The organism is Bacillus sp. FJAT-45037 (assembly GCF_002797325.1).
GTDB lineage: Bacteria > Bacillota > Bacilli > Bacillales > Bacillaceae_D > Alkalihalophilus.
Map to the genome: position 1 here is coordinate 158,612 of NZ_KZ454938.1, position 25,203 is coordinate 183,814.

18 protein-coding genes and 1 riboswitch are annotated in these 25,203 nt (G+C 40.0%); of the genes, 16 read left to right on the top strand and 2 right to left on the bottom strand.

Annotation, left to right across the window (positions count from 1 at the left end):
- The first annotated feature begins 114 nt into the window (after positions 1-114).
- From CDZ88_RS00685 to CDZ88_RS00710, 6 genes are all read left to right on the top strand, one after another.
- Positions 115-1,842 carry an ABC transporter ATP-binding protein gene (locus CDZ88_RS00685; RefSeq protein ID WP_100371723.1) on the top strand — a complete coding sequence of 576 codons (1,728 nt, stop codon included), beginning with the start codon at positions 115-117 and terminating at the stop codon, positions 1,840-1,842.
- A complete protein-coding gene (locus CDZ88_RS00690) occupies positions 1,835-3,646 on the top strand; it encodes an ABC transporter ATP-binding protein (RefSeq protein WP_100371724.1) in 1,812 nt (603 codons plus the stop codon). The genes CDZ88_RS00685 and CDZ88_RS00690 overlap by 8 nt, the downstream gene beginning before the upstream one ends.
- A 154-nt stretch (positions 3,647-3,800) precedes the next feature.
- Positions 3,801-5,111 (top strand): ATP-binding protein, encoded by a 1,311-nt coding sequence (locus CDZ88_RS00695; protein ID WP_100371725.1) that lies wholly within the window; start codon positions 3,801-3,803, stop codon positions 5,109-5,111.
- A gap of 44 nt (positions 5,112-5,155) precedes the next feature.
- A complete protein-coding gene (locus CDZ88_RS00700; protein WP_100371726.1) occupies positions 5,156-5,845 on the top strand; it encodes a pseudouridine synthase in 690 nt (229 codons plus the stop codon).
- Between the two features lie 276 nt (positions 5,846-6,121).
- Entirely contained in the window at positions 6,122-7,627 is a 1,506-nt protein-coding gene (gene glpK, locus CDZ88_RS00705; RefSeq protein WP_100374552.1) for a glycerol kinase GlpK, read from the top strand.
- Positions 7,628-7,770: 143 nt separating this feature from the next.
- The gene (locus CDZ88_RS00710) at positions 7,771-8,346 is read left to right on the top strand and encodes a glycerol-3-phosphate responsive antiterminator (RefSeq protein WP_100371727.1); all 576 of its coding nucleotides are present in this window, start codon (positions 7,771-7,773) and stop codon (positions 8,344-8,346) included.
- Between the two features lie 31 nt (positions 8,347-8,377).
- On the opposite strand, the gene CDZ88_RS00715 is transcribed toward CDZ88_RS00710, so the two are convergent.
- On the bottom strand, positions 8,378-9,247 hold the full coding sequence (locus CDZ88_RS00715; RefSeq protein WP_100371728.1) for an EamA family transporter: 870 nt from the start codon (positions 9,245-9,247) through the stop codon (positions 8,378-8,380).
- A gap of 298 nt (positions 9,248-9,545) precedes the next feature.
- Between CDZ88_RS00715 and CDZ88_RS00720 the strand changes: the two genes are divergently transcribed.
- The 10 genes from CDZ88_RS00720 (at position 9,546) to CDZ88_RS00765 (ending at position 22,692) form a co-directional block, all read left to right on the top strand.
- Complete coding sequence (locus CDZ88_RS00720; protein ID WP_100371729.1) at positions 9,546-10,862, top strand: polysaccharide biosynthesis protein; 1,317 nt, start codon at positions 9,546-9,548, stop codon at positions 10,860-10,862.
- A gap of 249 nt (positions 10,863-11,111) precedes the next feature.
- Positions 11,112-12,524: a PTS system trehalose-specific EIIBC component gene (gene treP, locus CDZ88_RS00725; protein WP_100371730.1), complete on the top strand. Its 1,413-nt coding sequence runs from the start codon at positions 11,112-11,114 to the stop codon at positions 12,522-12,524.
- Positions 12,525-12,688: 164 nt separating this feature from the next.
- Positions 12,689-14,365, top strand: coding sequence for an alpha,alpha-phosphotrehalase (treC, locus tag CDZ88_RS00730; protein ID WP_100371731.1), 1,677 nt, complete (start codon positions 12,689-12,691; stop codon positions 14,363-14,365).
- Positions 14,366-14,387: 22 nt separating this feature from the next.
- Positions 14,388-15,107, top strand: a complete 720-nt coding sequence (treR, locus tag CDZ88_RS00735) for a trehalose operon repressor (RefSeq protein WP_100371732.1) — start codon at positions 14,388-14,390, stop codon at positions 15,105-15,107.
- Positions 15,108-15,232: 125 nt separating this feature from the next.
- On the top strand, positions 15,233-15,715 hold the full coding sequence (locus tag CDZ88_RS00740) for a glutathione peroxidase (protein ID WP_100371733.1): 483 nt from the start codon (positions 15,233-15,235) through the stop codon (positions 15,713-15,715).
- A 102-nt stretch (positions 15,716-15,817) separates the two neighbouring features.
- Complete coding sequence (locus tag CDZ88_RS00745) at positions 15,818-16,909, top strand: nitric oxide synthase oxygenase (protein WP_100371734.1); 1,092 nt, start codon at positions 15,818-15,820, stop codon at positions 16,907-16,909.
- Between the two features lie 133 nt (positions 16,910-17,042).
- The gene (locus CDZ88_RS00750; RefSeq protein WP_100371735.1) at positions 17,043-18,920 is read left to right on the top strand and encodes an ABC-F family ATP-binding cassette domain-containing protein; all 1,878 of its coding nucleotides are present in this window, start codon (positions 17,043-17,045) and stop codon (positions 18,918-18,920) included.
- Positions 18,921-19,061: 141 nt separating this feature from the next.
- Complete coding sequence (locus CDZ88_RS00755; RefSeq protein ID WP_100371736.1) at positions 19,062-20,378, top strand: sensor domain-containing diguanylate cyclase; 1,317 nt, start codon at positions 19,062-19,064, stop codon at positions 20,376-20,378.
- A gap of 78 nt (positions 20,379-20,456) precedes the next feature.
- A riboswitch (TPP riboswitch) is annotated at positions 20,457-20,560 on the top strand.
- A gap of 60 nt (positions 20,561-20,620) precedes the next feature.
- Positions 20,621-21,178, top strand: coding sequence for an energy-coupled thiamine transporter ThiT (gene thiT / locus CDZ88_RS00760; protein ID WP_100371737.1), 558 nt, complete (start codon positions 20,621-20,623; stop codon positions 21,176-21,178).
- A 119-nt stretch (positions 21,179-21,297) separates the two neighbouring features.
- Positions 21,298-22,692: a Glu/Leu/Phe/Val family dehydrogenase gene (locus tag CDZ88_RS00765; RefSeq protein ID WP_100371738.1), complete on the top strand. Its 1,395-nt coding sequence runs from the start codon at positions 21,298-21,300 to the stop codon at positions 22,690-22,692.
- Positions 22,693-22,736: 44 nt separating this feature from the next.
- On the opposite strand, the gene CDZ88_RS00770 is transcribed toward CDZ88_RS00765, so the two are convergent.
- Entirely contained in the window at positions 22,737-25,151 is a 2,415-nt protein-coding gene (locus CDZ88_RS00770) for a S8 family serine peptidase (protein ID WP_100371739.1), read from the bottom strand.
- Positions 25,152-25,203 lie beyond the last annotated feature (52 nt).

A 25,203-nucleotide genomic window follows, 5' to 3' on the forward strand; every position in this document is an offset into this window, starting at 1 on the left:
CTTTTGGTAATATTGTATAGTGGATACGGACAGTGGTCAATCGCACGCTAGTGATCTTATAAAGTATAAATATATATTTCGCCTTTCTAATGAAATGAATGGAGATGCTCGTTAATGAAAAAGCTATGGTCCTTTTTACAGCCCTACCGATTTCCGATGTGGATTGCGATCTCATTGATGTTAGTAGAACTAACAGTAGAGCTCGTTCACCCGTTACTTTTAGCAAAAATAATTGATGAAGGAGTAATGGCCGGAGACTTAGATGTTGTAATCTTTTGGGGAGCGATCATGATCGGTATGTCGATTCTCGCCTTCATGTCAGGTGTTACTAACTCTTTTTATGCGGCACATGTGAGTCAAAGTACCGGTCACGATATTCGAAACGGGTTATATCGACGTGTTCAGTCGTTCGCCTTTTCGCAGTTGCAGAAGTTTGAGACCTCTTCGTTAATTACAAGGATGACGAATGATGTGACGCAAATTCAAAATACGATTTTTATGAGCTTACGGATTATGATGCGAGCACCTCTTCTTGTTATTGGTGGGACAATTATGGCTCTCCTTGTGAATGCAAAGCTAGCGTTATTTTTAGTTGCTACGATCCCTATCCTCTTACTCTTTTTAATTTGGATGATGAAAAAAGGGGGAGCGATGTTTCGCCTAGTTCAATCGAAGCTTGATCGTGTCAATCACGTGATGCGCGAGAATCTAAAAGGGATTCGGATTATAAAAGCATTTGTGCGCAGAGATTATGAAGGGAAACGTTTTAAGAAAGAGAATCATGAGTTACAAGATCAAACGATACGTGCGATGAGGTTAATGGAAGTGATGATGCCTGTTCTCTTACTCGCGATGAACGGGGCGATCATTGGTATCTTGTGGTTTGGTGCAATTGATGTGGGCGCAAATCAAGCACAAGTTGGGGAGATTGTTGCGATTGTTAATTATGCGATGCGTGTTACTTCAGCGTTAACGGTTTTCTCGATGATTATTATAGTCTTTTCAAGAGCAAGAGCTTCTCTTGGGCGTATTACAGAAGTTCTTGATACAGAAAGTGGGATGGAATCAGGAACGGGTGCTGTTCAATCCAACGAGGAAGAAGCTCAGATCAAATTTAACCAAGTCCATTTTCGTTATAAAGATTCAGCTGTCGATGTGCTAAAGAAATTTTCGTTCTCCATAGAAAAAGGAGAAACGATAGCGATACTCGGAGCGACTGGATCAGGGAAGACGACGATGTTCGAACTCATCCCAAGACTATATGACGCAAGCGCTGGTGAGGTTTTTATGAATGGTCTCGACGTCAGGGAGTGGGATGAACGAGAGCTGCGAAAAATGATAGGGTATGTTCCGCAAGAATCTCTATTGTTTACAGGTTCGATTCGTGAAAATATCGCATGGGGGATGGATATGACAAGCGATGATGAAGTGATACGAGCTGCTAAGACTGCGCAAATTCATGAAACGATTCAACTACTCCAAAATGGTTACCAAACGAAAGTTGGCCAAAAAGGAGTCAATCTTTCAGGTGGTCAAAAACAAAGAATAGCGATTGCTCGAGCTCTTATTCGTCAACCAGAGGTATTACTATTGGATGATAGTACAAGTGCACTGGATATGAGGACAGAAGCAAATTTTTTAAAGGCACTGCAATCTTATCGATGTACGACACTAATAATTACACAAAAAGTTAAAACGGCGATGGTTGCTGATCGAATTCTCATCCTTGACGATGGAGGTGTGCTTGCAAGTGGAACACATATAGAGCTCTTAAAAGATAGCGTTCTTTATCAAAAAATCGCTGAGTCACAGTTAGGTACGGAGGTGAATTATCATGTTTGATTTATTGTCTCGACCATTTAAATACAAGCGAATTGATTGGAGAGCTATTCGTTCTGATAGTGGAAAAAAGAAAGAGAGAGCGAAAGATTGGTCGACTACTTTAAAAAGGTTGTGGAACTATCTATCCACTTATAAAGCACAACTTATGCTTGTCTTCTTAATGGTTGTGGCAAGCTCTGTCTTAAGCCTACTTGGTCCTTTCTTAATAGGATTTTCAATTGATACGTATATTATGACAAATGAGCTATCGGGCCTTGCACCGATGTTACTGATGCTCGGGCTGATATACATAGGGTACTCTTTTAGCATTTGGTTACAAAATTACTGGATGGTGGACATTGCTCAAAAAACCGTGTACGAGATCCGCACCCACTTATTTACTCATATTCAAACATTACCGATTCCATTTTTTGATACTCGTCAGCATGGAGAGTTAATGAGTCGGGTGACAAATGATATGGAAAATGTCAGTACGACATTGAATAGCTCCGTGATTCAAATTCTATCGAGTGTTCTAACGTTTATTGGAATTATCAGTGTCATGATTTACTTAAGCCCTCTGATGACAATCATGACACTTACGATCATTCCAGTTATGGTATTCGGTTTAAAGTGGATCACGAAGAGAACGAGTGTGTTTTTTAAAGAGCAGCAGAAAAACATAGGAGATGTGAACGGGTATATTGAAGAAACAGTTTCTGGTCAATCGATGGTGAAAGTGTTTTCTCAAGAGGAGCGAGTGATTCGTGATTTTGCTGAAAAGAACGAAAGGTTAAAAACGACGGGTTTTTGGGCTCAAACGTATTCAGGGTTTATCCCCAAGTTAATGAATTTATTAAATAATCTTAGCTTCGCTTTAATTGCTTTAGTAGGTGGCATACTCATCTTGCAAGAGAATGCCATTACCGTTGGTGTCATCGTCATTTTTGCTGAATATGCGAGACAGTTTACACGTCCTTTAAATGATTTAGCCAATCAATTTAACGTATTGTTATCTGCTGTAGCTGGAGCAGAAAGAGTCTTTCAAGTAATTGATGAACAAGCAGAAGATGATACGATTCAACAGAATGTACCAATCTTAAAAGGGCAGGTAGAATTTAAAAATGTTTCATTTTCTTATGAGAGTGGTGAACAGGTAATTCGTAATGTGAGCTTTGCAGTTCGACCAGGGGAGACAATCGCTTTCGTTGGGCCAACAGGTGCTGGGAAAACAACAATTATTAACATGATTGCTAGATTTTACGATGCTAATTCTGGGGAGATTTTATTTGATGGAATCGACGCTCAAACATTCAATCGAGAAGATTTACGACGACAAATGGGGTATGTGCTTCAAGATCCATTTTTATTTGAAGGGTCAATTCGAGAGAATATTAGATATGGAAAGCTTGATGCTACAGACGAGGAAGTGGAGGCTGCTGCGAAAAGAGCCAATGCGCATTCATTCATTTCTCGTTTGAAAGACCAATACGATTTGAGGATCACTCAAGATGGCCAGGGGATTAGCCAAGGGCAAAAGCAGCTACTCTCTATCGCTAGAGCTTTATTGGCAGACCCTAAAATCCTGATATTAGATGAAGCGACCAGTAGCATAGATACGGTGACCGAACTGAAAATACAGGAAGCGATGGCAAGACTCATGGAAGGTAGAACGAGCTTTGTCATTGCTCATCGCTTAAATACAATTGAAAAAGCCGATCAGATTATGGTTCTTGTGGATGGAGAAGTAGTAGAAAGAGGAAACCATAGACAGTTACTTGTTAAGAAAGGTTTCTATCACAGTCTATACACAGGAGAAGAGTGATAGGTAGTAGAACGGAGTGAATGATTTTCACATCGTTCTTTTTTTATAGTATAAGTCGTATTTTGTCAGTTTTTTTGATATGGAACTTAAAGGGTTTGCTCAGGCAATGTCGAAATTACGTGACATAGATGACTGATTATAGGAGATTATAAAGATGATTATCGAAAAATTATTGCTCCATGTATTAATAGTATTATCTCCTGTTTTAATATTTAGTGTAATTACTAATGGGAAAAGAGACGTACCCAATGCTTTGTTGGGGAGTTTCTATGCCCTCGCAGCAGTTTTATGTATGGTATTTTCATTCCAAACAGATGGTTTACATTGGGATTTGCGTTATGTCGTCATTATCTCAGCTTTTTTGTATGGAGGACGTAAAATTGGCTGGATGGTCTTTGGTGTAGTGATGATAACGAGAACGCTATTTGGCGGCGATAATTTACTATTTGCGTATACATGTATTGTTTCGGCTGCATTGATCTCTCATTTCTTTTATGCAAAATACTATCAACTTATTTCTAAGTGGCACCGTACGATTGTGACGATTGCTATGTCTTTGGTCCCTGTATTTTATCAAGTATCAATTGTCGTCGCGTCATTTTATTACGGTTCGCTACCACTTCTAAATGAGTCGGTGTATGCTTGGTACTTGGTTTACTATGTGCTGGTAATTATCGTTGCAGCAGGCTTTATTACCTTGTTACATGAAGCGATTAATGAGAAGCATCATATGCAAGAAGAGATCATTAGGGCTGAGAAGTTTAATACACTTGCCGGTTTAGCAGCATCAATAGCTCACGAAGTACGTAATCCATTAACTGTTGTTAAGGGGTTTCTCCAATTAATGAAGGAAGATAAGAAGCACTCCAATGAACAATATTTCTCCTTAGTGTTGGATGAGTTAGGTAGAGCAGAAGGAATTATTAATGATTACTTGAATTTCGCGAAACCAGAATTGAAAAGTATAGATGATGTTGACCTATTAGCAAATGTGAAAGAAATCTACGCTCTTTTAAAGCCTTATGCTTTAAAAGATGGTGTGAACTTGAATGTCTTAATCGAAACCGATGAGCATCTAATTGTTCGAGCAGACCGTAATCAGTTGAAGCAAGCGTTAATTAATTTTGTTAAAAATGCGATTGAAGCCACTCCAAGTGGAGGCAATGTTAGCATCATTCTTGACCACACAGACCATCTTGTAACCGTTCATGTTTCTGATACGGGCAAAGGAATGAATAAAGAACAGTTAAACCGAATTGGGACACTATTTTATACAACAAAAGATAAAGGAACTGGTCTTGGAACGATGGTATCAATGCGTATTATCGAAGCTTTAGGTGGAGAGGTTTCCTTTCAAAGTAAGGAGTATGTCGGAACAACGGTAGCAATTACTCTACCGATAAAAGACAGAGATGGTACTCGACAACCTGAGTGTAAGAGGGAAAAACAAATGAAGGTGATATAATTAAAGTAAGAATAAGAGTAAGGACGATAGAAAGGAAAAAATGTGTGAGAATTCAATTGTATGTGAGTAAGACTGGTTATTGTTCAAGAAGAGAGACCGAGCGAATGTTACGGGCAGGGAGAATAACCGTCAATGGCGTCCAAGCTACAAAAGATACATTTGTAGAGGTGACTGATACGATCCTCTTAGACGGGAAACCAATTCCTTTGAAAGAGAGAGAGATTTATTTATTGCTTCACAAACCGATAGGGATTATTTGTACAGCACAAAAAACTGTGAAGAATAATCTTGTCGATTATTTGAACTATCCTGAACGAATCTTTGCGGTTGGTCGCCTTGATAAAGATTCAGAAGGGCTTCTTCTTTTAACGAACAACGGTGATGTCGTAAATAAAATGATGAGAGTAGAAGAAGGTCACGAGAAAGAATACATAGTAACGGTGGATCGTCCTTTTCCAGATCGGTTAATGGAGAAGATGGCTGGCGGGGTGTATATGTTAGGCCAAACGACAAAGCCATGTACGATCTCAAGGGTTGATGAAAGGACATTTCGGATTGTCCTAACCCAAGGGCTTAATCGCCAAATCCGACGAATGACAAAAACGTTTGGTTACTATGTAACAAAGTTAGTTAGGGTGAGGATTATGAACTTGTCTATTGAGGGAATTGCATACGGAGAGTGGAGAGAGTTAAGTGAGGAAGAAGTGCAGAAATTGTTAGAAGCACTCGATTAATGGAGCTTACTAAATACTAAATTACTATTTACAAGATTAAGTGGGTCATGTATAGTTGGTGACAAGTTTATAGTTAAGCTGATGAGTTTATCGGAGAGACAGCTTTTTGCAAGAAGTGATCATGCGAATCATTTCTTGCAAAAAGCTGTCTCTTTTTTTACATTCAATCGTAAACGGTTGCAGATTCAGTGAGTAACCTAGTAGGTATTTGACGATTAAAGTTGATACAATGTTAATAAGTAGAGGGAGTTTGAAAAAGGGGAGGTTGAACGAATGATTAAAAAGTACATACTATCACTTGACCAAGGAACGACTAGTACAAGGGCTATTCTATTTGATCAAAACGGAGAGATTGTTCATTCTGCTCAGAAGGAATTTACGCAACATTTCCCGAAGTCAGGGTGGGTCGAACATGATGCTAATGAAATTTGGGGAACGGTCTTATCTGTAATAGCTTCAGCTCTTTCTGAATCTGATATTAAAGCAAGTCAGATTGCAGCCATTGGGATTACCAACCAGCGTGAGACGACAGTTGTGTGGGATAAGCATACAGGAAAACCAATTCACCGCGCGATTGTCTGGCAATCTCGTCAAACGGCGGATATTTGTACAGATTTGAAGGGAAAAGGGTACAACGATGTTTTTCGTCAGAAGACAGGATTGCTAATTGATGCCTATTTTTCTGGCACAAAGGTGAAATGGTTGCTTGATCACGTCGAGGGAGCGCGTGAAAAAGCAGAGGCTGGGGATTTGTTGTTTGGAACCATTGATACGTGGCTTATCTGGAAATTAAGTGGTGGGGCAGTTCACGTGACTGACTATACGAATGCCTCTCGAACACTTATGTATAATATTCATGAATTAACGTGGGACGCAGAGCTGCTTAAGATCCTGGATATACCTAAAAAAATGTTGCCAGAAGTTCGATCTTCTTCTGAGGTCTATGGACAGACGGTCGGATATCATTTTTTTGGTGAGAACATTCCGATTGCAGGAGCAGCGGGTGACCAACAGGCTGCTTTATTCGGTCAAGCTTGTTTCAGTGAGGGTATGGCTAAAAACACGTATGGAACAGGCTGTTTTATGTTAATGAATACTGGTGAGAAAGCAGTCACATCAGAAAATGGACTTCTCACAACGATTGCATGGGGAATCGATGGAAAAGTAGAATACGCACTAGAGGGTAGTATCTTTGTTGCGGGTTCTGCGATTCAGTGGTTACGTGATGGAATGAGAATGTTTAATGAGGCATCTGATTCGGAAAAATATGCTAAACGAGTTGAATCAACAGACGGAGTATACATGATTCCTGCATTTGTTGGACTAGGTACACCGTATTGGGACAGTGAAGCGCGTGGAGCAATCTTTGGATTAACACGTGGGACAACGAAAGAGCACTTCATCCGTGCGACACTAGAATCACTAGCCTATCAGACAAAAGATGTCTTACAAGCAATGGAAGCTGACTCTGGCATAATATTGAAAAAGTTACGGACGGACGGTGGCGCGGTGAAGAATGATTTCTTAATGCAATTTCAAAGTGATATTTTAAATGCGTCCGTCGAAAGACCAGTTGTCAATGAGACAACGGCACTCGGAGCTGCCTACCTTGCCGGGCTTGCGGTAGGTTTCTGGAAAGATAAGCAGGAGATTGAGAGCAATTGGAAAATCGATCGAACATTTAATGTGGAGATGGAAGAGAAGATCCGAATCGAACTATATGATGGTTGGAAGCAAGCAGTAACGTCAACGATGGGATTTAAGCCGCGCTCAAAATCATAACGCTCAACATTCACTCGAGAATAGATCTTGCTATACTCAAAAAAAATAAGTAAACGACAACGACCTTGATTAATGTGATTTATCTAGGGTGTTGTCGTTTGGTCAATTAAGCTAGTTTAGGAATGGTAGGAAGGATGGAAAGAATGAACTTTAACAACCAACGCGTCTTACCTGCGATCAAGCGGATGAAAGATTTTGAAAAAGTCATGGATAGTTCAGTCGAATACATCGTTATGCTCGATTTGCATATTGCTCAACTAGGGGCTGTGATGAGTCACATACGCAAGGCAGAGAAAAAGGTGATTCTACACGCTGATATGATTCAAGGATTGAGAAATGACAAATACTCTACAGAGTTTCTTTGTCAGCAAATTCGACCGGCGGGGTTAATCTCGACTCGAGGGGATGTACTAAGAACAGCAAAGAAAAACAAAGTGATGGCGATTCAACGCTTATTTCTGCTTGATACAATTGCACTTGAAACGAGCTATAAGTTAGTGGAACAGGTTGAGCCAGATTTTATTGAAATATTACCTGGTGTGATTCCTCAATACATTAAAAAAATCCGTCAAGATACGAACACTGACGTCATTACAGGTGGATTGATTGAAACAGAGGAAGATGTCAACCGAGCCTTTGAGGCAGGTGCGAAAGCAATCACCACGACACACGAAGACCTATGGATATTCAATAGAGGAGAAGAAGAACAAGGCAGCTAATTGATACGAGCAGCCTTGTTTTTTTCTATATTTAAGAAGTTGATCTCTTGTAATTACCGACTAGAATGCCAACTAAGATAACCAAGACGCCTAGCCATTGTACTGATGATACGGATTCATTTAAAACAAGAAACGACATAATCACAGCAACCGGAAGTTCTGCTGCAGTTAAGATCGTACCAAGTCCTGAGCCAACATGGGGCATAGCAATCGAGAACAGAATCGGTGGAAGTGCTACCCCAAATAACCCGAGCGTTAGCCCATAGAACAAGATGTCAGTTGAAAAGTCCGTAGTTAATGTTGTCGGTGGAAAGACAATAAGTACTAATAGAAAGCTCCCTGTAGCAAATAATGTACTTCGTTGTATAGCAGGTAGTTTGTTCCCTACTGTGCCACTTACGTAGACGAATGTTGAAAACGTGAGGGCAGAAAGCATCCCCCATCCTGCACCATGCCAAGTAAATGAAGTTGAATTTTGAGAAAACAGACCGGTTGCGAGGAGTGATCCAATCAGCAATACACTAATCGATAAGAGTTTTTGTTTGCTAACAGGCTTCTTCTCTAGAACCCACTCAAGTAGCGAACCAATCCAAACGAATTGAAATAAAAAGATGATCGCTAAGGAAGCATCTAATGTCTGTAAAGCTTTATAGTAGAAGATTCCTGTCAAGGCCATGGGAATACCAGATAGTAACATTAAAAAAATATGTTGAAAAGGGAGTTTAGTTTTAGGTGAAAAGAGGAAAATAACCCAAAGAAAGATAATTCCAAATGTAAACTGGCTGATGGTCACGGTTGCAAGTGTATAGCCAGCCTCGTAAGCAAGTTTGACAAAGGTTGATAAGATCCCTAAACAACAACCTCCAATAAAGATGAGTAAGGGATACATCCATATTTTCATTATTTCTGACTCCTTTCTAGATAATTATAAAAAGCATTAATTAAAAAGCCACCCAACTACAACAGTATTGTAGTTGGGTGGCGAAAATAAGAGAACAATCTCATCTCTTAGAAAAATCCACATCCTAAAAAATAGGTTTTGTTAATGAGCTACTTTTAATAGTAAAAGGATTGCGTAACTGTGTCAATCTGATCAAAAGGAATAAAGTTTACATAATAAATGGTGTTTAAAGGTGTATAAATGAACCATATTTTCTCTACTTGTCTCATATATACAATGATGAGGGAGTGGGGCTTGTATGAATACATTTCTTAAAGGGGCCATTTTATTAATTCTTGTTGCATTTATTGGAGAATGCTTAGAATTTTTGATTAATATGATCTTAGCGCGAGAGCTTGGCGAAGAAGGCCTCGGCATGTATATGTCTATCTTACCTACAGTAATGTTTGTCGTTGTAATTGCCAGTTTAGAGTTGCCAATTTCGATATCTAAATTTGTTGCTGAAAAAGAACCGATCTTCCACCGAAATATGCTTCATCATGCGATCCGATTTGCTATGTTCAGTACGATTCTTTTTGTCGTTATTGCTTTTGTCATTTTACCTGTGATTCCGGTGTTTGATCGGTATCACCCGGCCACTCCTTTTTTGTTTATAGTATTGATCCCGATTATTGCCTTTTCCTCTGTAGCTAGAGGATATTTCATGGGCGCACAGGACATGAGTAAGATCGCTATTGCTAACTTTCTAAGACGAGCAGGGCACTTGCTATTACTTGTCTTCGTATTTACCGTCTTTTCATTTGACTTAGAAACAGCAATTTTTGTATCTCTTAGTACGTTAATTATTACGGAAATGGTCGTTTTACTTTATTTGATGGTCGCGTTCTATTGGAAAATGAATGAATTAAAACGACATCCTCAAGCGAAAGTTCCAGGGAAAAACGTAAGAAGAACGCTTCTGCAAGTCTCATTGCCAACCACAGGCTTAAGGATCTTTCATGCCGCCTCTTTTGCAGTAAAACCATTTCTCATCAAAACGGCGTTAGTGCGTGGGGGGATGGTCGATACGATGGCGATGATTCAATATGGTAAGCTTGCCGGAGTAGCGTTTACGATTGGCTTTTTCCCAGCATTCATCGCGCATTCTTTGTTAATCGTGTTAATCCCGGCAGTCTCAGAATCCTATGCAAAAGGAGATATCAAACGTCTTCAAAAGCTATTACGACGAGTGATGTTTACCACGTTTGCTTATGGATTTCCTGCGGTTTACATTTTTTATTTTTACGCAGAGCCCCTAACAAGTCTGTTCTTTGATCAATCGCCTGCTGCCGGTTATTTGCAATTGCTCGTACCGTATTTCTTATTTCATTATTTTGTTATGCCGATGCAGGCGTATTTAATTGGTCTTGGTTTAGTGAAAGAAGCATTTTGGCACGCTGTTTGGGCAACGACGATATCTTTTATTTTGATGTACGTCTTAGGTTCTCGACCGGAATTACAGATGGGTGGCATCATTATCGGTATGAATATGGGGGCTGTCCTTTTAACCTTAATGCATTACGTAACGATTACAAAAAAACTTGGCCTAACGATCTGGATGAAGACCGAACAATAGAGTTTTGGAAAGATGAGATGGCGAGCGGAAGAGGTTCGTCTCTTTTTTTTTGAAAAAGAGAAAAATGTCGAAAAAAGAGATTGACTGAGTTGTATATACAGGTTAGAATGAAAACGTAATCAATTGAGTTGTATATACAAGATAATCGATGTAGCACATAATTCATGCCGTTATTGAAACACTAAGCACAAGAGTAAAGATAATAAGTTTAGATCTTAAATGAAAACGTTAACAGAGGAGGGGAAGAACATGAGTGCAAATAAAGAAGCTGCAAAGCAAATACTTGAAGCTATTGGCGGAAAAGAAAATATTGCTTCAGCAACTCATTGTGTAACTCGTCTACGATTTGCTCTTCATGATGAAGGGAAAGTAGAGAAGGAAAAGCTAGAAGAGATTGATATGGTGAAAGGGTCGTTTGCAACAAATGGCCAGTTCCAAGTCATAATTGGACAAGGACTTGTGGACAAAGTATTTAAAGAATTAATGGATTTAGCGGGCATCGATCAATCTTCAAAAGAGGAAACGAAAACAGCCGCCTCGAAGAATTTAAATCCAATACAACGAGCTATTAAAGTATTGGCAGATGTCTTTATCCCGATCTTGCCAGCGATTGTTACAGCTGGTCTACTTATGGGGGTTAACAATATTTTGACAGCTCCTGGCATTTTTGGTGCACAGTCACTTGTTGAAATGTTCCCGCAGTGGGCAGACTTTGCTAATATTATTCATTTAATTGCAAATACCGCCTTTGTCTTCTTACCGGCACTGATAGGTTGGTCGGCAGTTAAACGATTTGGTGGAAATGAATTACTCGGGGTTGTTCTTGGTTTAATGCTTGTTCACCCTGACTTACTGAATGCTTGGGCATATGGAGAAGCTTTAGAAGCAGGAGAAATTCCATATTGGAACTTATTTGGATTTGATGTCGCGCAAGTTGGTTACCAAGGACAAGTATTACCAATTTTACTTGCATCCTTTGTTCTGGCAAAAATAGAAATAGCCCTGAAGAAGAGAATTCCAGACGGATTCCAATTACTCGTTGTTGCTCCAGTTGCTTTATTAGTTACAGGTTTCTTATCCTTCATTATCATCGGACCAATTACCTTTGCGATTGGTAATGGAATCACTGATTTATTTGTAGGGATTTTTGATAACTTCGCTGCAATTGGTGGGTTATTATACGGTGCGATCTATGCGCCACTTGTTATTACAGGAATGCATCACACATTCTTAGCTGTGGATCTTCAATTAATCGGTAGTGTCGGTGGCACGTTCTTATGGCCAATTGTTGCTCTTTCAAATATTGCACAAGGTTCGGCAGCACTTGCGATGTACTTCGTGTTACGTGATGAAAAAGTAAAAGGTCTATCATTTACTTCAGCGATCTCAGCGTATCTTGGAATTACTGAACCAGCGATGTTTGGGGTAAACTTACGTTATCGTTTCCCATTCATCTGTGCCATTATCGGTTCAGCGATTGCAGCTGTATGGATTACTATTAATGCGGTAACAGCTCCAGCGATTGGAGTAGGTGGACTACCAGCAGTGTTCTCGATTGAAGGTGGAAAATGGTTAGTGTTCTCAATCGGAATGTTGGTTGCATTCGTCTTACCATTCGTTCTAACATTGGCCTTTGCAAAAGTTCGCAAACCCAAACTCTAAAAAATGAAATGAAGTAATCAAAGCCATTTGTAACACAGCTTATTCACAATTGAATAATGGCTGAGTACAAATGGCTTTCTTGTTTTTTTTCTAAATAAAAGGTAGGATTAACTTGTATATACAAGTTAAATAATAAGGATCTTAACATAGGAAGGTGACGCTTTATGAACGAATGGTGGAGAAAGTCAGTAGTTTATCAAATATATCCAAAAAGCTTTAATGATACGACAGGAAACGGAGTAGGAGATTTAGAAGGCATCATTGAAAAGCTTGATTATTTAAAAAATCTAGGGGTCGATGTTCTTTGGTTAACACCGGTATACGCTTCTCCGCAAAAAGATAATGGTTATGACATTAGCGATTATTATTCCATTCATGATGAATACGGAACGATGGAAGACTTTGATCGTTTACTACAAGAGACGCATGACCGTGGCATGAAGCTGATTATGGACTTAGTTGTGAATCATACGTCAACTGAACATGGATGGTTTAAAGAGTCTAAGACATCGAAAGAGAATAAATACCGTGATTTTTATATTTGGAAAGATGCAGTTGACGGGGCAGAACCAACGAATTGGCAATCAAAGTTTGGAGGGAACGCTTGGAAGTGGGATGAAGAAACACAGCAATACTTCCTTCACTTATTTGATGTTACACAAGCTGACCTAAACTGGGAAAATGAAGAGTTACGTCAGCATGTATACGAAATGATGCATTTCTGGTTTGATAAAGGAATTGATGGATTCCGACTAGATGTGATTAATCTCATTTCTAAAGATCAAACATTCCCAAATGATGATGGTTCTGTAGCTCCTGGAGATGGCCGTAAGTTTTATACAGATGGGCCGCGAGTCCATGAATTCTTACAAGAGATGAACCGCGAAGTATTATCAAAGTATGACAGCATGACAGTTGGTGAGATGTCATCCACATCGATTGAGCATTGTATTCAATACTCGAATCCAAAAAGTCAGGAATTAAGCATGACATTTAATTTCCATCATTTAAAGGTTGATTATCCGAATGGAGAGAAGTGGGCGATTGCCGATTTTGATTTTCAATCGTTGAAGCAAATTTTAACGAAGTGGCAAGTGGAAATGCACCAAGGTGGCGGATGGAATGCGCTGTTCTGGTGTAATCATGATCAACCACGTGTCGTAACTCGGTACGGAAATGATCAAGAATTCCATAATGAATCAGCGAAAATGCTCGCAACAACAATTCATATGATGCAAGGCACACCGTACATCTATCAAGGGGAAGAATTTGGAATGACTGACCCGAAGTTCACAGCGATTGATCAATACCGAGATGTCGAAACCCTTAATTATTATAAGATCATGAAAGAAAAAGGAATTGCAGATGCTGATATTATGGAGATTATTAAGCGCAAATCTCGTGATAATTCCAGAACGCCGGTCCAATGGAATGACAGTCTGCATGCAGGGTTTACAACTGGAACACCTTGGATTGGTGTCAGTGATAATTATAAGTCAATCAACGCAGAAGATGCTGTAGCTGATGAAAACTCCGTGTACTATCATTACAGAAAATTAATTGATCTACGTAAGCAGTATGACGTGATCACGTATGGCGATTACAAGCTTATTCTTGAAGATGATGAACAAGTATTTGCATACGTTCGTGAATACAAAGAGGAACGGTTAGTTGTATTGAACAATTTCTATGGCCAAGAAACAACAATTGATCTGACGAATATAATCGAAGGAACAGAATGTCAGTTACTTTTATCAAACTATGATGATTCAAAAATAATAGCGGAGTTGAAAACCCTTCGTCCTTACGAGTCACTCGTTTATCTTTTAAAAAAGTCGTGATAAACTACGATGGGTGGTAAAAATGACAAGAAATAAATTTAGACTAATTTATGATGAATTGACTAGTAAGGTTCAAAAGGGAGAGAAACGAAGTGGAGAACTCCTCCCCTCTGAAAATGAGCTAGCAGAGATGTATCAAGCATCACGAGAGACCATACGTAAAGCATTGAAGCTATTGTCAGAACATGGATATATCCAAAAAATTCAAGGAAAAGGATCTGTTGTATTAGATATCAGTAAGATCGATTTTCCGATCTCAGGTTTAGTCAGCTTTAAAGAGCTTGCTGACAAGATGGGTAAGAGAGCGAATACGACAGTTGTTACGTTCGAGCAATCACCTGCCACGGATTTTTTAAAGAAGCATTTACAAACGGAACCTGAAGAAAATGTTTGGTCTGTGTACCGAGTTCGTGAAATTGACGAAGAAAAAATTATCCTTGATAAAGATTTCTTGCGCACAAATATTGTCCCAAGCTTAACGAAAAAAGTGTGTGAACAATCGATTTATGCTTATCTAGAAAACGAACTTGGTCTACAAGTGAGCTTCGCGAAAAAAGAAATCACAGTAGAAGAGCCGACAGATGAAGACTTAGAATTACTAGATCTAGACGGCTTCTCTAATGTAGTGGTTGTGAAAAGCCATGTTTACCTTGATGATGCTAGACTTTTCCAATACACGGAGTCGCGGCATCGACCAGATAAGTTCCGCTTTGTTGATTTTGCTCGTCGAACAAAATCATAAACCTAAAAGCCTACCCTATTTATGCACTTGTAGATAGGGTAGTTTTTTTAAGTGCTATGAATAGAAACTTTCGTTTGGGTTTTGTATAATGATTGTATGATAAGATTTTGAAGGAGGATGATATTATGGCGACTGTGCATGATTTTACTGTTGAAACACCTAAAGGGAAAAAGGTTTCTTTAACAGACTTTGAAGGGAAAGTAATGGTCATTGTAAATACAGCAACTAAATGTGGCCTAGCTCCTCAATTTGATGGCTTAGAAAAACTACATCAACAATACAAAGATAAAGGTCTCGTTGTACTTGGATTTCCTTGTAATCAATTTATGAATCAAGAGCCGGTTTCAAATGATCAAATGACAGAAGCTTGTAAGGTGAACTTTGGAGTGACTTTTCCACTTTTTGCTAAAATAAAAGTGAACGGCTCAGATGCTCACCCGTTGTATAAACATTTAAAGGATCAACAAAAAGGCATGCTAGGTCAAGGGATTAAGTGGAATTTTACCAAGTTTTTAATTGATCAAAAGGGTAATGTTATTAAAAGGTATAGTCCTAATACATCACCAGAAGCAATGGAAGAAGATATTAAACGTCTACTCGAAGCTTAAGCGCAAAATCGTAGCTATTTTGATACATTTTTATGTGTCAAATAGCTTTTTTGGCGTTAAACTAGACATAATAAATGGACGGTTCGTGATGGGGGTGAATGTGTGAATACACAAGAAAAACGAAAAAAAGATGCGATTACTTTTCTCACACAATGTTACAAGGAGCTTCAATTACCGAGTGAGCAATTAGAGAAACGAGTGAAAGAGGTACTCGATGAGATTGAAGCATCAGGAACCTATGTCCACACATCAGAAGAACTTCGACACGGAGCGAAAATGGCGTGGCGAAACAGCAATCGCTGCATTGGTCGCTTGTTTTGGGAGTCGATGCACGTCCTCGATGAAAGAGTGGGAACGTCAGAAGAAGAAGTAGCCGAGGCTTTGTTTTATCATATGAGGTATGCAACCAATGGTGGAAAAATTATTCCGACGATCACTGTTTTTAAACCGAGTCACGGAACCGAGATACCGATTCGGATTTGGAATCATCAATTGATTCGTTATGCAGGGTATGAAACGGATGAAGGGATTATCGGTGATCCATCCTCGGTTGCTTTTACGAAGCAGTGTGTAGAACTTGGTTGGAGCGGGGATGGTTCACATTTTGATCTTTTACCACTCGTGATTCAAAAGGATGGGGGGAAGCCGAAATGGTTTGAGATCCCTAAAGATTGCGTAGTCGAAGTGCCAATCACTCACCCGACCATTTCAGCTTTTTCTGATCTTGGTTTAAAGTGGTATGGTGTGCCCTTTATTGCCGATATGAAGCTTGAAGTTGGAGGTGTTGACTATGTAGCCGCTCCTTTTAACGGTTGGTATATGGGCACAGAAATTGGTGCAAGAAACTTTGCTGATGAAAGTCGTTACGACATGCTCCCGAAAGTCGCAGAAATTCTAGGGTTAGATGCTAGTCGGGAAGCTTACTTGTGGCGTGATAAAGCACTGGTCGAATTAAATCTTGCGGTGCTCCATTCCTACAAGCAAGCAGGAGTGAGCATTGTTGACCATCATACGGCAGCAAAGCAATTTAAACACTTTGAAGAACGTGAAAATGTGGAAAAACGAGAGGTGACGGGAACGTGGTCATGGTTGATTCCGCCCGTTTCACCAGCAACAACTCATATTTTTCATAAGGAGTATCAAGATAAAGTCGTCAGCCCCAATTACTTTTATCAAGAGACAGCTTATAAATAAGTGGACCCTTTCTTGTTGATTATCAGTGAGAAAGGGTTTTTCTAATTGTTTATTCTCTGATGGTTCAATTGATGCAGAGCTTCTTCTGTTACGATACAATGAAGATACTACAAATAGTAAAGGACGGACGTCGATGAGTATTTTGCAAATAGAGCATTTAACAAAAACATTTGGAGAGAAAACGTTATTTAATGATCTCTCGTTTTCGATCGCGGAGAAAGAACGGATTGGGTTAATAGGTATTAATGGAACGGGAAAATCAACCTTACTAAAAGTTTTAGCGGGGATTGAGGGTATGGATGGCGGCCAATTATCTCATGCTAATGATTTTCACGTCGAGTATTTACCGCAGCAGCCTGAACTTGACCCTACACTAACAGTACTTGAGCAAATTTATTATGGTGATTCGAAAATCATGCAAACGATGAGAGTTTATGAAAGCATGGTTCTAGATCTTGAGAGTGACCCGACGAATGAGAAGAAGCTAGAACGTTTAATGAAAGTGCAACAAGAAATGGACACGCTTGGTGCATGGGAGGCTAGTACTACAGCTAAAACAATTCTAAATAAACTAGGGGTAAAAAATTACCGCGCACAGATCAATACCCTGTCTGGTGGACAGAAAAAGCGTGTCGCCATTGCCAAAGCGCTTGTTCAGCCAGCCGATCTCTTATTACTAGATGAGCCAACGAACCATCTTGACCACGAAACGATTGAATGGCTAGAAGGGTTTCTTGCACAGTATCGTGGGTCTTTTATCGTTATTACACATGACCGTTATTTCCTGACACGTGTAACAAATAAAATGATCGAGTTAGATCGTGGAAAGCTTCATCATTATGAGGGGAATTACGAACAATACTTGGAGTTAAAAGCCGAACGAGAAGAACAAGAACTGTCTTCTGAACGAAAGCGACAGAATTTATTGCGTAGAGAACTGGCCTGGCTTCATCGCGGTGCAAAAGCAAGAACAACGAAACAAAAGGCAAGGATCCAACGAGTAGATGAGTTAAAAGAGGACAAACCTGAGTTTCTCGAGCGTGATTTTGATTTTGCAATTGGTTCAACGAGACTAGGAAGTCAGGTCATCGAGACAAAGGGGCTGTCGAAGCAGTTTCAGGAGCAGTTCTTTATTCAAGATTTGAATTATTTAATGGTCAAAGGAGAAAGACTTGGCATCGTTGGCCCGAATGGAAGCGGCAAAACGACGCTACTACAGTTGTTAGCAGGTAGAGAGAAACCAACAAGTGGGGAGATCATTGTCGGTGAGACTGTAAGGATTGGTTACTATACTCAAGAAGATGAAGAAATTGATGGCGACCTCCGCGTTATTGACTATATAAAAGAAGTAGCTGAGATCGTGCATACTGTTGATAAGCAGGTGATCACAGCTGAACAAATGTTAGAACGCTTCCTGTTCCCACGATCTATGCAGTACACATATGTGAGAAGGTTATCAGGTGGCGAGAAGAGACGCCTCTACCTCTTAAAAATCTTAATGTCAGAACCAAATGTCTTATTCCTAGATGAGCCAACGAATGATCTTGATACTCAAACATTATCTGTACTTGAAGATTATCTCGATCAATTTCCTGGTGCTGTCGTAACAGTTTCCCATGATCGATATTTTCTCGACCGTGTCGTTGATCATTTGCTCGTTTTCAAAGAAAATGGACGGATTGAACGTTTTCAGGGGCACTATAGTGATTTTTTACAAGCGAAAAACACCGTTGTCGAATCGGACTCTGTAAAAAACGACAGCAAGAAGCCAGAGAAGGCAAAGAAGAAACTCTCTTATCATGAACAGCAAGAATGGAAGGGAATAGAAGGGAAGATTGAGCAATTAGAAGTGAAATTAGCAGAGCTAGAAGGTACCATTGCAGGGGCAGGCAGTGATTACGGAAAGATCAGTGATTTAATGGCGGAGCAAGAACAGGTTGAAAAAGAACTAGAAGCGACGATGGAACGATGGGAAGAACTCTCCCTCTTAATTGAAGAGTTTCAAAATTAACAAATGTGATATAAAAGTTAAACAAATATGGTATAATAGTTATATAAAAGTTAAACAAATCACTATATATTCGACAAAGGACGTTATAGTATGATTATAACGTCCTTTTAGGGAATGGTTCAAAAGAAGGGGTGAGGAGAAATGGTTACTTCTATACTTGAAGATAACGTATTTAAACAGGTCTTTGAAGCTTCATTAACTGGGATAGCTATCATAGATATGGATGGGAAGTACGTAACAACTAACAACGCCTACGATAACATGCTAGGCGAAACCTTACCTACACAGGCATTTATTGATCATATACATGAGAATGACCGTATAGAAGTAGAGCGTGTCCAACAAGCTCTAATGAACCAGCAATCTTCCCCTATGTCTTATCATGTAAGATGGAACCAAGAAAGTTTGCACTTACATGTAATTCAAGTGACACATTCGCTCCTTTATAACGCAGAGGATCACCCAGTTTTCTTTTTAGTGCAGGTGGAGGATATTACTCAGACTCAAGCGACTACCCATAAGTTAAAAGTAAGCGAGCATCGTCTTCATCAATTGATCGAAACGATACCAAGCGGGATGGTGCTTCTAGATTGTCATGGGGAAATTGTTTTTGCTAATAAAATAGGTAAGGATATATTAAGATACACACCAGATGATGAGTCAAGATCGGTTTATAATGCACCAAGTTGGAAGCATACGCGTCTAGATGGGACAGATTTGACCAATGATGAATTACCTTTTTCGATTGTCATGAACACGAAAGAAGCGGTATTTAATATTGAGCATACGATTGAAAGTCCAGAAGGTGAGACGACGATGATATCAGTCAATGCTGCTCCATTATACGATGAGAATGATAAAATTAATGGGGTGTTAAGCCTAATTACTGATATAACGGAGCAAAAACGAACTGAGCAAGAATTAGTTGAAGCAACGTTGAAATTTAAGCAACAATCTGAAGTTGATGGCTTAACGGGCATTCCGAATAGGCGCTCATTTGACAGAAGGTTTGAAAGTGAGTGGGCAGAAAGTGTTCAACATGATACGCCCCTGACATTAATGTTGTTTGATCTTGATGCTTTCAAGAGCTATAACGATACGTATGGCCATCAACAAGGCGATGATTGCCTTATACAGGTAGCACAATGTGCAGCAGAAGTAGTAGCTGACCACGGTGCGTTCCTAGCGAGGTATGGAGGAGAGGAATTTGCGGTTATAATGCCTCATGCCACAAAGAGTGAAAGTCTACAGTTAGCGACAAAAATAAATCAAGAGGTCTATAAATTAAACATTCCTCATAACGAATCCTCGGCTGGTACAGCCGTTACCGTCAGTGTTGGTGTGGCCTATAAGCAGGATCAATCTTATGATGATCAAGAAATGTTTTTTTATATGGCTGATCAGGCCATGTATCAGGCAAAAGAACAAGGACGAAACTTAGTCGTTGTTCACCAGTAGTAATGTGTGAATCTATGTCGAAACGAAACGAGTTTTGTGCTTGAATATCAATACGAAGAAGAGTAATATAAAGTAAATAGATTCCACTAGGGGTGTCAGTGTAGCTGACTGAGAGAGGGTAACCTCAACTCTTATAACCTGATCTAGTTAAAACTAGCGTAGGGAAGTGGTGCAACACGCACTGGATTATTGGTGATTATGTGTGCATGACATCCTCTTCGTGGAACGAAAGGGGATTTTTTGTGAATCGACAACGATTAATTATTATGATTGAAGTAGCTGTGATGGCAGGGTTAGCTCTTGTTTTAAGCTTCGTGAAGTTTGGTGCGCTTTGGGCTATGGGTGGTTCGATTTCACTCGTGATGGTACCGATTTTTATTTTAGCTTATCGTAGAGGGTTAAAGGTTGGCTTGTTAACAGGCTTACTTGTTGGGCTGTTGGGGCTCGTAACAGGCGCTACGATTGTTCATCCTGTTCAGCTAGTACTTGATTATCCGTTAGCCTATAGTGTGCTTGGAGTCGCTGGCATATTTGCTGCAAAGCGCGTGCAAGCTATACCGACACTAGTGATGATGATTACAGGTCTGGTTTTGGCTACAACTTTGCGCTTTTTGAGTCACTTTTCTTCGGGCATTATTTGGTTCGGCCAATATGCGCCTGATGGCATGAACCCAGTCATTTATTCAGCACTTTACAACCTCTCTTATTTATTACCAGAAATGGTTATTACCCTAGCAGTTATGCTCTTTTTAGCTAAATCTTATCCACAGTTTTTTAAACCAAATACTAGAGTAAGATAGTCAGCTCCACGAATCCTACTACACATATAAGAGGGTTTATAATGGTCTGAAAAGAATGTTTCTATGAAGTTAAATAGGGAATAGTTTATAATAGCTACTATTTTTAGGAGGGATATTGTATGAAAAGAAAGGAAACACAAGCATTAATTGAATCAGTGATGGGTGAGTTAGCGCAAAAAAAAGGGTTCCTAGGAATTGAAGATGAAGAAAAAAGGCGTTTTATGTGCGGTTCTGCTAAGGAAATCCTGAAAACAACAGACAAGATTATAAAAAGTTACATAAGAGTATCGACAGACGGAGGAATTATGAGAATTCCTGCCTATCGTGTTCAACATAATAATATTAGCGGCTTCTATAAAGGTGGTATTCGTTATAGTGAGTTTGTGAATGAAGCAGAAGTGGAGAATTTAGCGATCTTAATGACGTTGAAAAATGCTCTTCACAGGTTACCTTTTGGTGGAGCGAAAGGGGGCGTCCACGTTGATCCACGTAAATTTTCAGAGAAAGAACTGAACCTTATCAGTAAAAAGTATGTTCAGCGCTTTGCTAATGACATTGGACCGAATCATGATATACCAGCTCCAGATCTTGGCACAAGTGAGAAAGTCGTTGATTGGATGGTCGGAGAGTATAAGACAATTAATCCTGGTGAACCATACTTAGGCTCATTTACAGGAAAGAGTGTGGAGAATGGTGGCGCACTCGGCCGCCGCGAAGCAACAGGAAGAGGGACGTTTTTAAGTTATTCTTGGTTGATCGACCAGTGGGCAGTAAAACAAGAATCGGTTCAAACGAAGTTCGGAAAGAAGCAATGGGAGACATTGCAATTCTTAAAAGAGCAAGCTCGTAATGGGGTCTCTATCCGAGTAGCGGTTCAAGGGTTTGGTAATGTAGGAAGTGTGGCCGCTTATGAAGCAGCACACTATGCAAACTACAAGCATACTGTTGTTGCCGTCTCAGATCGATTTACAACACTCTATCATCCCGAGGGCCTTGATATTCCCAAGCTAATCGAGTACACAAAGGATGGAAGGGATTTGCCTAGAAACAATGAAGAATTGACACTTGCAGATATAGATGCAGAAATTCATTCGGCGACAGATGTATTAACGATTGATACAGATGTGTTGATTTTAGCAGCTATTGAAGATCAAATTCATCAAGAAAACATGGACCAAGTGCAAGCGAAGGTTCTCGTCGAAGGGGCAAATGCGCCAATTTCTCTAGAGGCAGATGATTACTTTGAAAACAAAGGCGTCATCGTGATTCCAGATATTTTAGCAAATGCAGGTGGAGTGATTGTATCCTACCTTGAATGGAGACAGAGTCGAGTCACGGAATTATTTACAGAAGCAGGAATTATTGAGGACATGTCAAAACAAATGATTGAAACATTAGATAACGTATATAGTGCTTATTTCTCAAGTGTTGATCGAACGATGAGAAATGTATGTTTTATGTTAGCTTTAGAGCGTTTAACAAATCTGTTATATCGTCATGGAAAACTATATTAAAAAATAAGAGGCTGTCTCCGAAATGGAAGACAGCCTCTTATCTGTTATTCTTTAATTTCAATAACATCTCCGATCACGTAATCTTGTTCTCCTTTATGGGTGGCGAACGCGGCTAAACGGTAGCTGCCAGCTGGGAGCTTTTGTCCTTCAACAGTAAGATCCCATGAAAAATTATAAAATCCGGGAGCAACTTGGTTTGCTAGAGAAACTTCGCCGTAAAAAGCGGAAAGGTCCGGTGCAAAGATCCACAAACCAAAGTCATCTGCTCCACCTGGTAAATAAGCTGAACCAGCAATAGTGCCGTTAGATGGAACTGTATCATGACCAAATGATGTCACGCGTGGGTAATCTGGTTCTTTGATAAATAGAATAGTAGGTACATCAATTGATTGAGAACCATCACTGACAACAATTGTGCCAGGGTAGTATCCTGGATCTAATTTACTTGCGTCGACTTGAACGTTAAAGTTAATTTTTTGTGTACGGCCTGGCTGTACACGTAAGTTGTTGCTCGTATTCACCTTAATAGCGCTGGAGGCATCACCGAACTGAACATCGAATGAATAAGCTTTGCGCTCATTTGATAGATTTTCAATGGTGAAATGTTGACGCTCCACTTGTTTTCCTTTTGACTTATCAAAGACGCCAAAAGAATGGCTACCCGGTGTAACAAGTGTTTTTGTTTCAATTGCATCTACAACACGAATACTTCCTGCCCCTTGTGTATTATGAGGGTATGTCTTTCCATTGGCATCTGTAAGATTTTCTGCAGTATTCATAAGTGCCGCTTTTACTTGATCGACTTCAAAGCTTGGATGAGCTTCTAAAATAAGAGCTGCTGCACCAGCAACATGAGGTGCTGCCATACTTGTCCCTTGTAATGAAGCATATCCATGTGGTTGTTCTACTTGGTGAGTAGGAATCGTACTTGTAATATTGACACCCGGAGCAGAAACATCTGGCTTAATCATCCATGTATCAACAACAGGACCGCGTGATGAGAAGTCTGCCATTGTTTCACCGACTTTTTGATCAAACGAAATATCAAATGATACGTTATCATTTCCTGCTTCAAGATCAGCTTTTAAAGCTACCCCGTCAGCATTTGTTAATTTTAGCGTAGGAATTGCCATTCCTGGTATATCTGGCATTTCACCTGCTAAATGGTTGTAGATAATTGCCCCAACTGCTCCAGCTTCCATCGCATTTTCAGCTTTTTCAACGAATGGATACTCGCCACGGATGATCAAAGCAATCTTTCCTTCTACATCTAGTCCGTCAAAGTCTGCCGTCCCCCCTAATCCAGCATAAATAAATTCATATTCTTGACCATCGAGTGCAAGGAGAGCATCATCGCTTGGGAAGCCCATCACCTTAGTGCTAGGAAAACTCTGATCAGATTGTGTGTTGATGTCTGCTTGATACACATTGTATGGAAGCCTTGTTGCTCCCACTGAGATCGCTTCACGCGATGTACCTGGTGAACCAACTGTCCAATTGTTCGGTCCGCTGTTACCGTTAGATGTTACAGCAACCACACCTTCTGCCATCGCCCAATCAAGTGCAATGCTTGTTGCCCAATCTGGACTGTTTAATGTGTTTCCGAGAGATAAATTCATCACATCGGCACCATCTTGAACGGCTCTTTCAATGCCAGCAACGACATTTTCAGTCGAGCCACTGCCACCAGGACCGAGGACGCGGTAAGCAAGAAGTGTCGCATCAGGTGCTACACCTTTAATTAATCCGTTTGCAGCTACCGTACCAGCTACATGTGTGCCGTGTACAGTCGAACCGCCACGACTATCACCTGGAGGTGTTTCTTGTGGATCGTTATTGTTATCGACGAGGTCCCACCCTTTATACTCACCAAATGCATGGGCTAAGTCAGGATGAGTGTAGTCAACGCCTGTATCAATGACTGCAACAGTTACACCTTCACCTGTAAAACCAGCATCCCAAGCATCATTGGAGCCGATAAACGGTGCGCTATCAAGCATAGAAGGGCTGTATGCATCAGTATCAATCACAATGCCTTCATCAACCGCCGTTGTAGTGTACTCAACATCTGGATACACGGCTTTGACTCCAGGAACTGCAAGCAAGTTCGGGATTTCTGTCCCCTTTACTTCAATTGCAAAGCCAGAGAATACATAATCATACTCTTGACCGACCTTGCTAGAAGTTGTCCTTTTTTGGATATCACTTTTAACCTTTTCTCGCTGCGTTTTTAGCTGTTGTTTCGATTGTTTTTTTCCTTTATTCTTTGCTTCAACAATTGACTCAGCTTCAAGCTCGACAATAACCGTCTTGACAGAAGAAGAAGAGGTATCGATATCTCCCTTAAGTTCGGCTAACTGTGGCTGAGGCCCGTTTGCAGATGCTGCAGTACCAAACCCTGAGAGGACGAGGACAAGCATCATCGTATAAATTAATAGCATTTTAAATGTTCGCTTCATTCGATTCACCATCTCCTTTAGATAATAGAAGGTAACATGCGCAAAGGTGGGA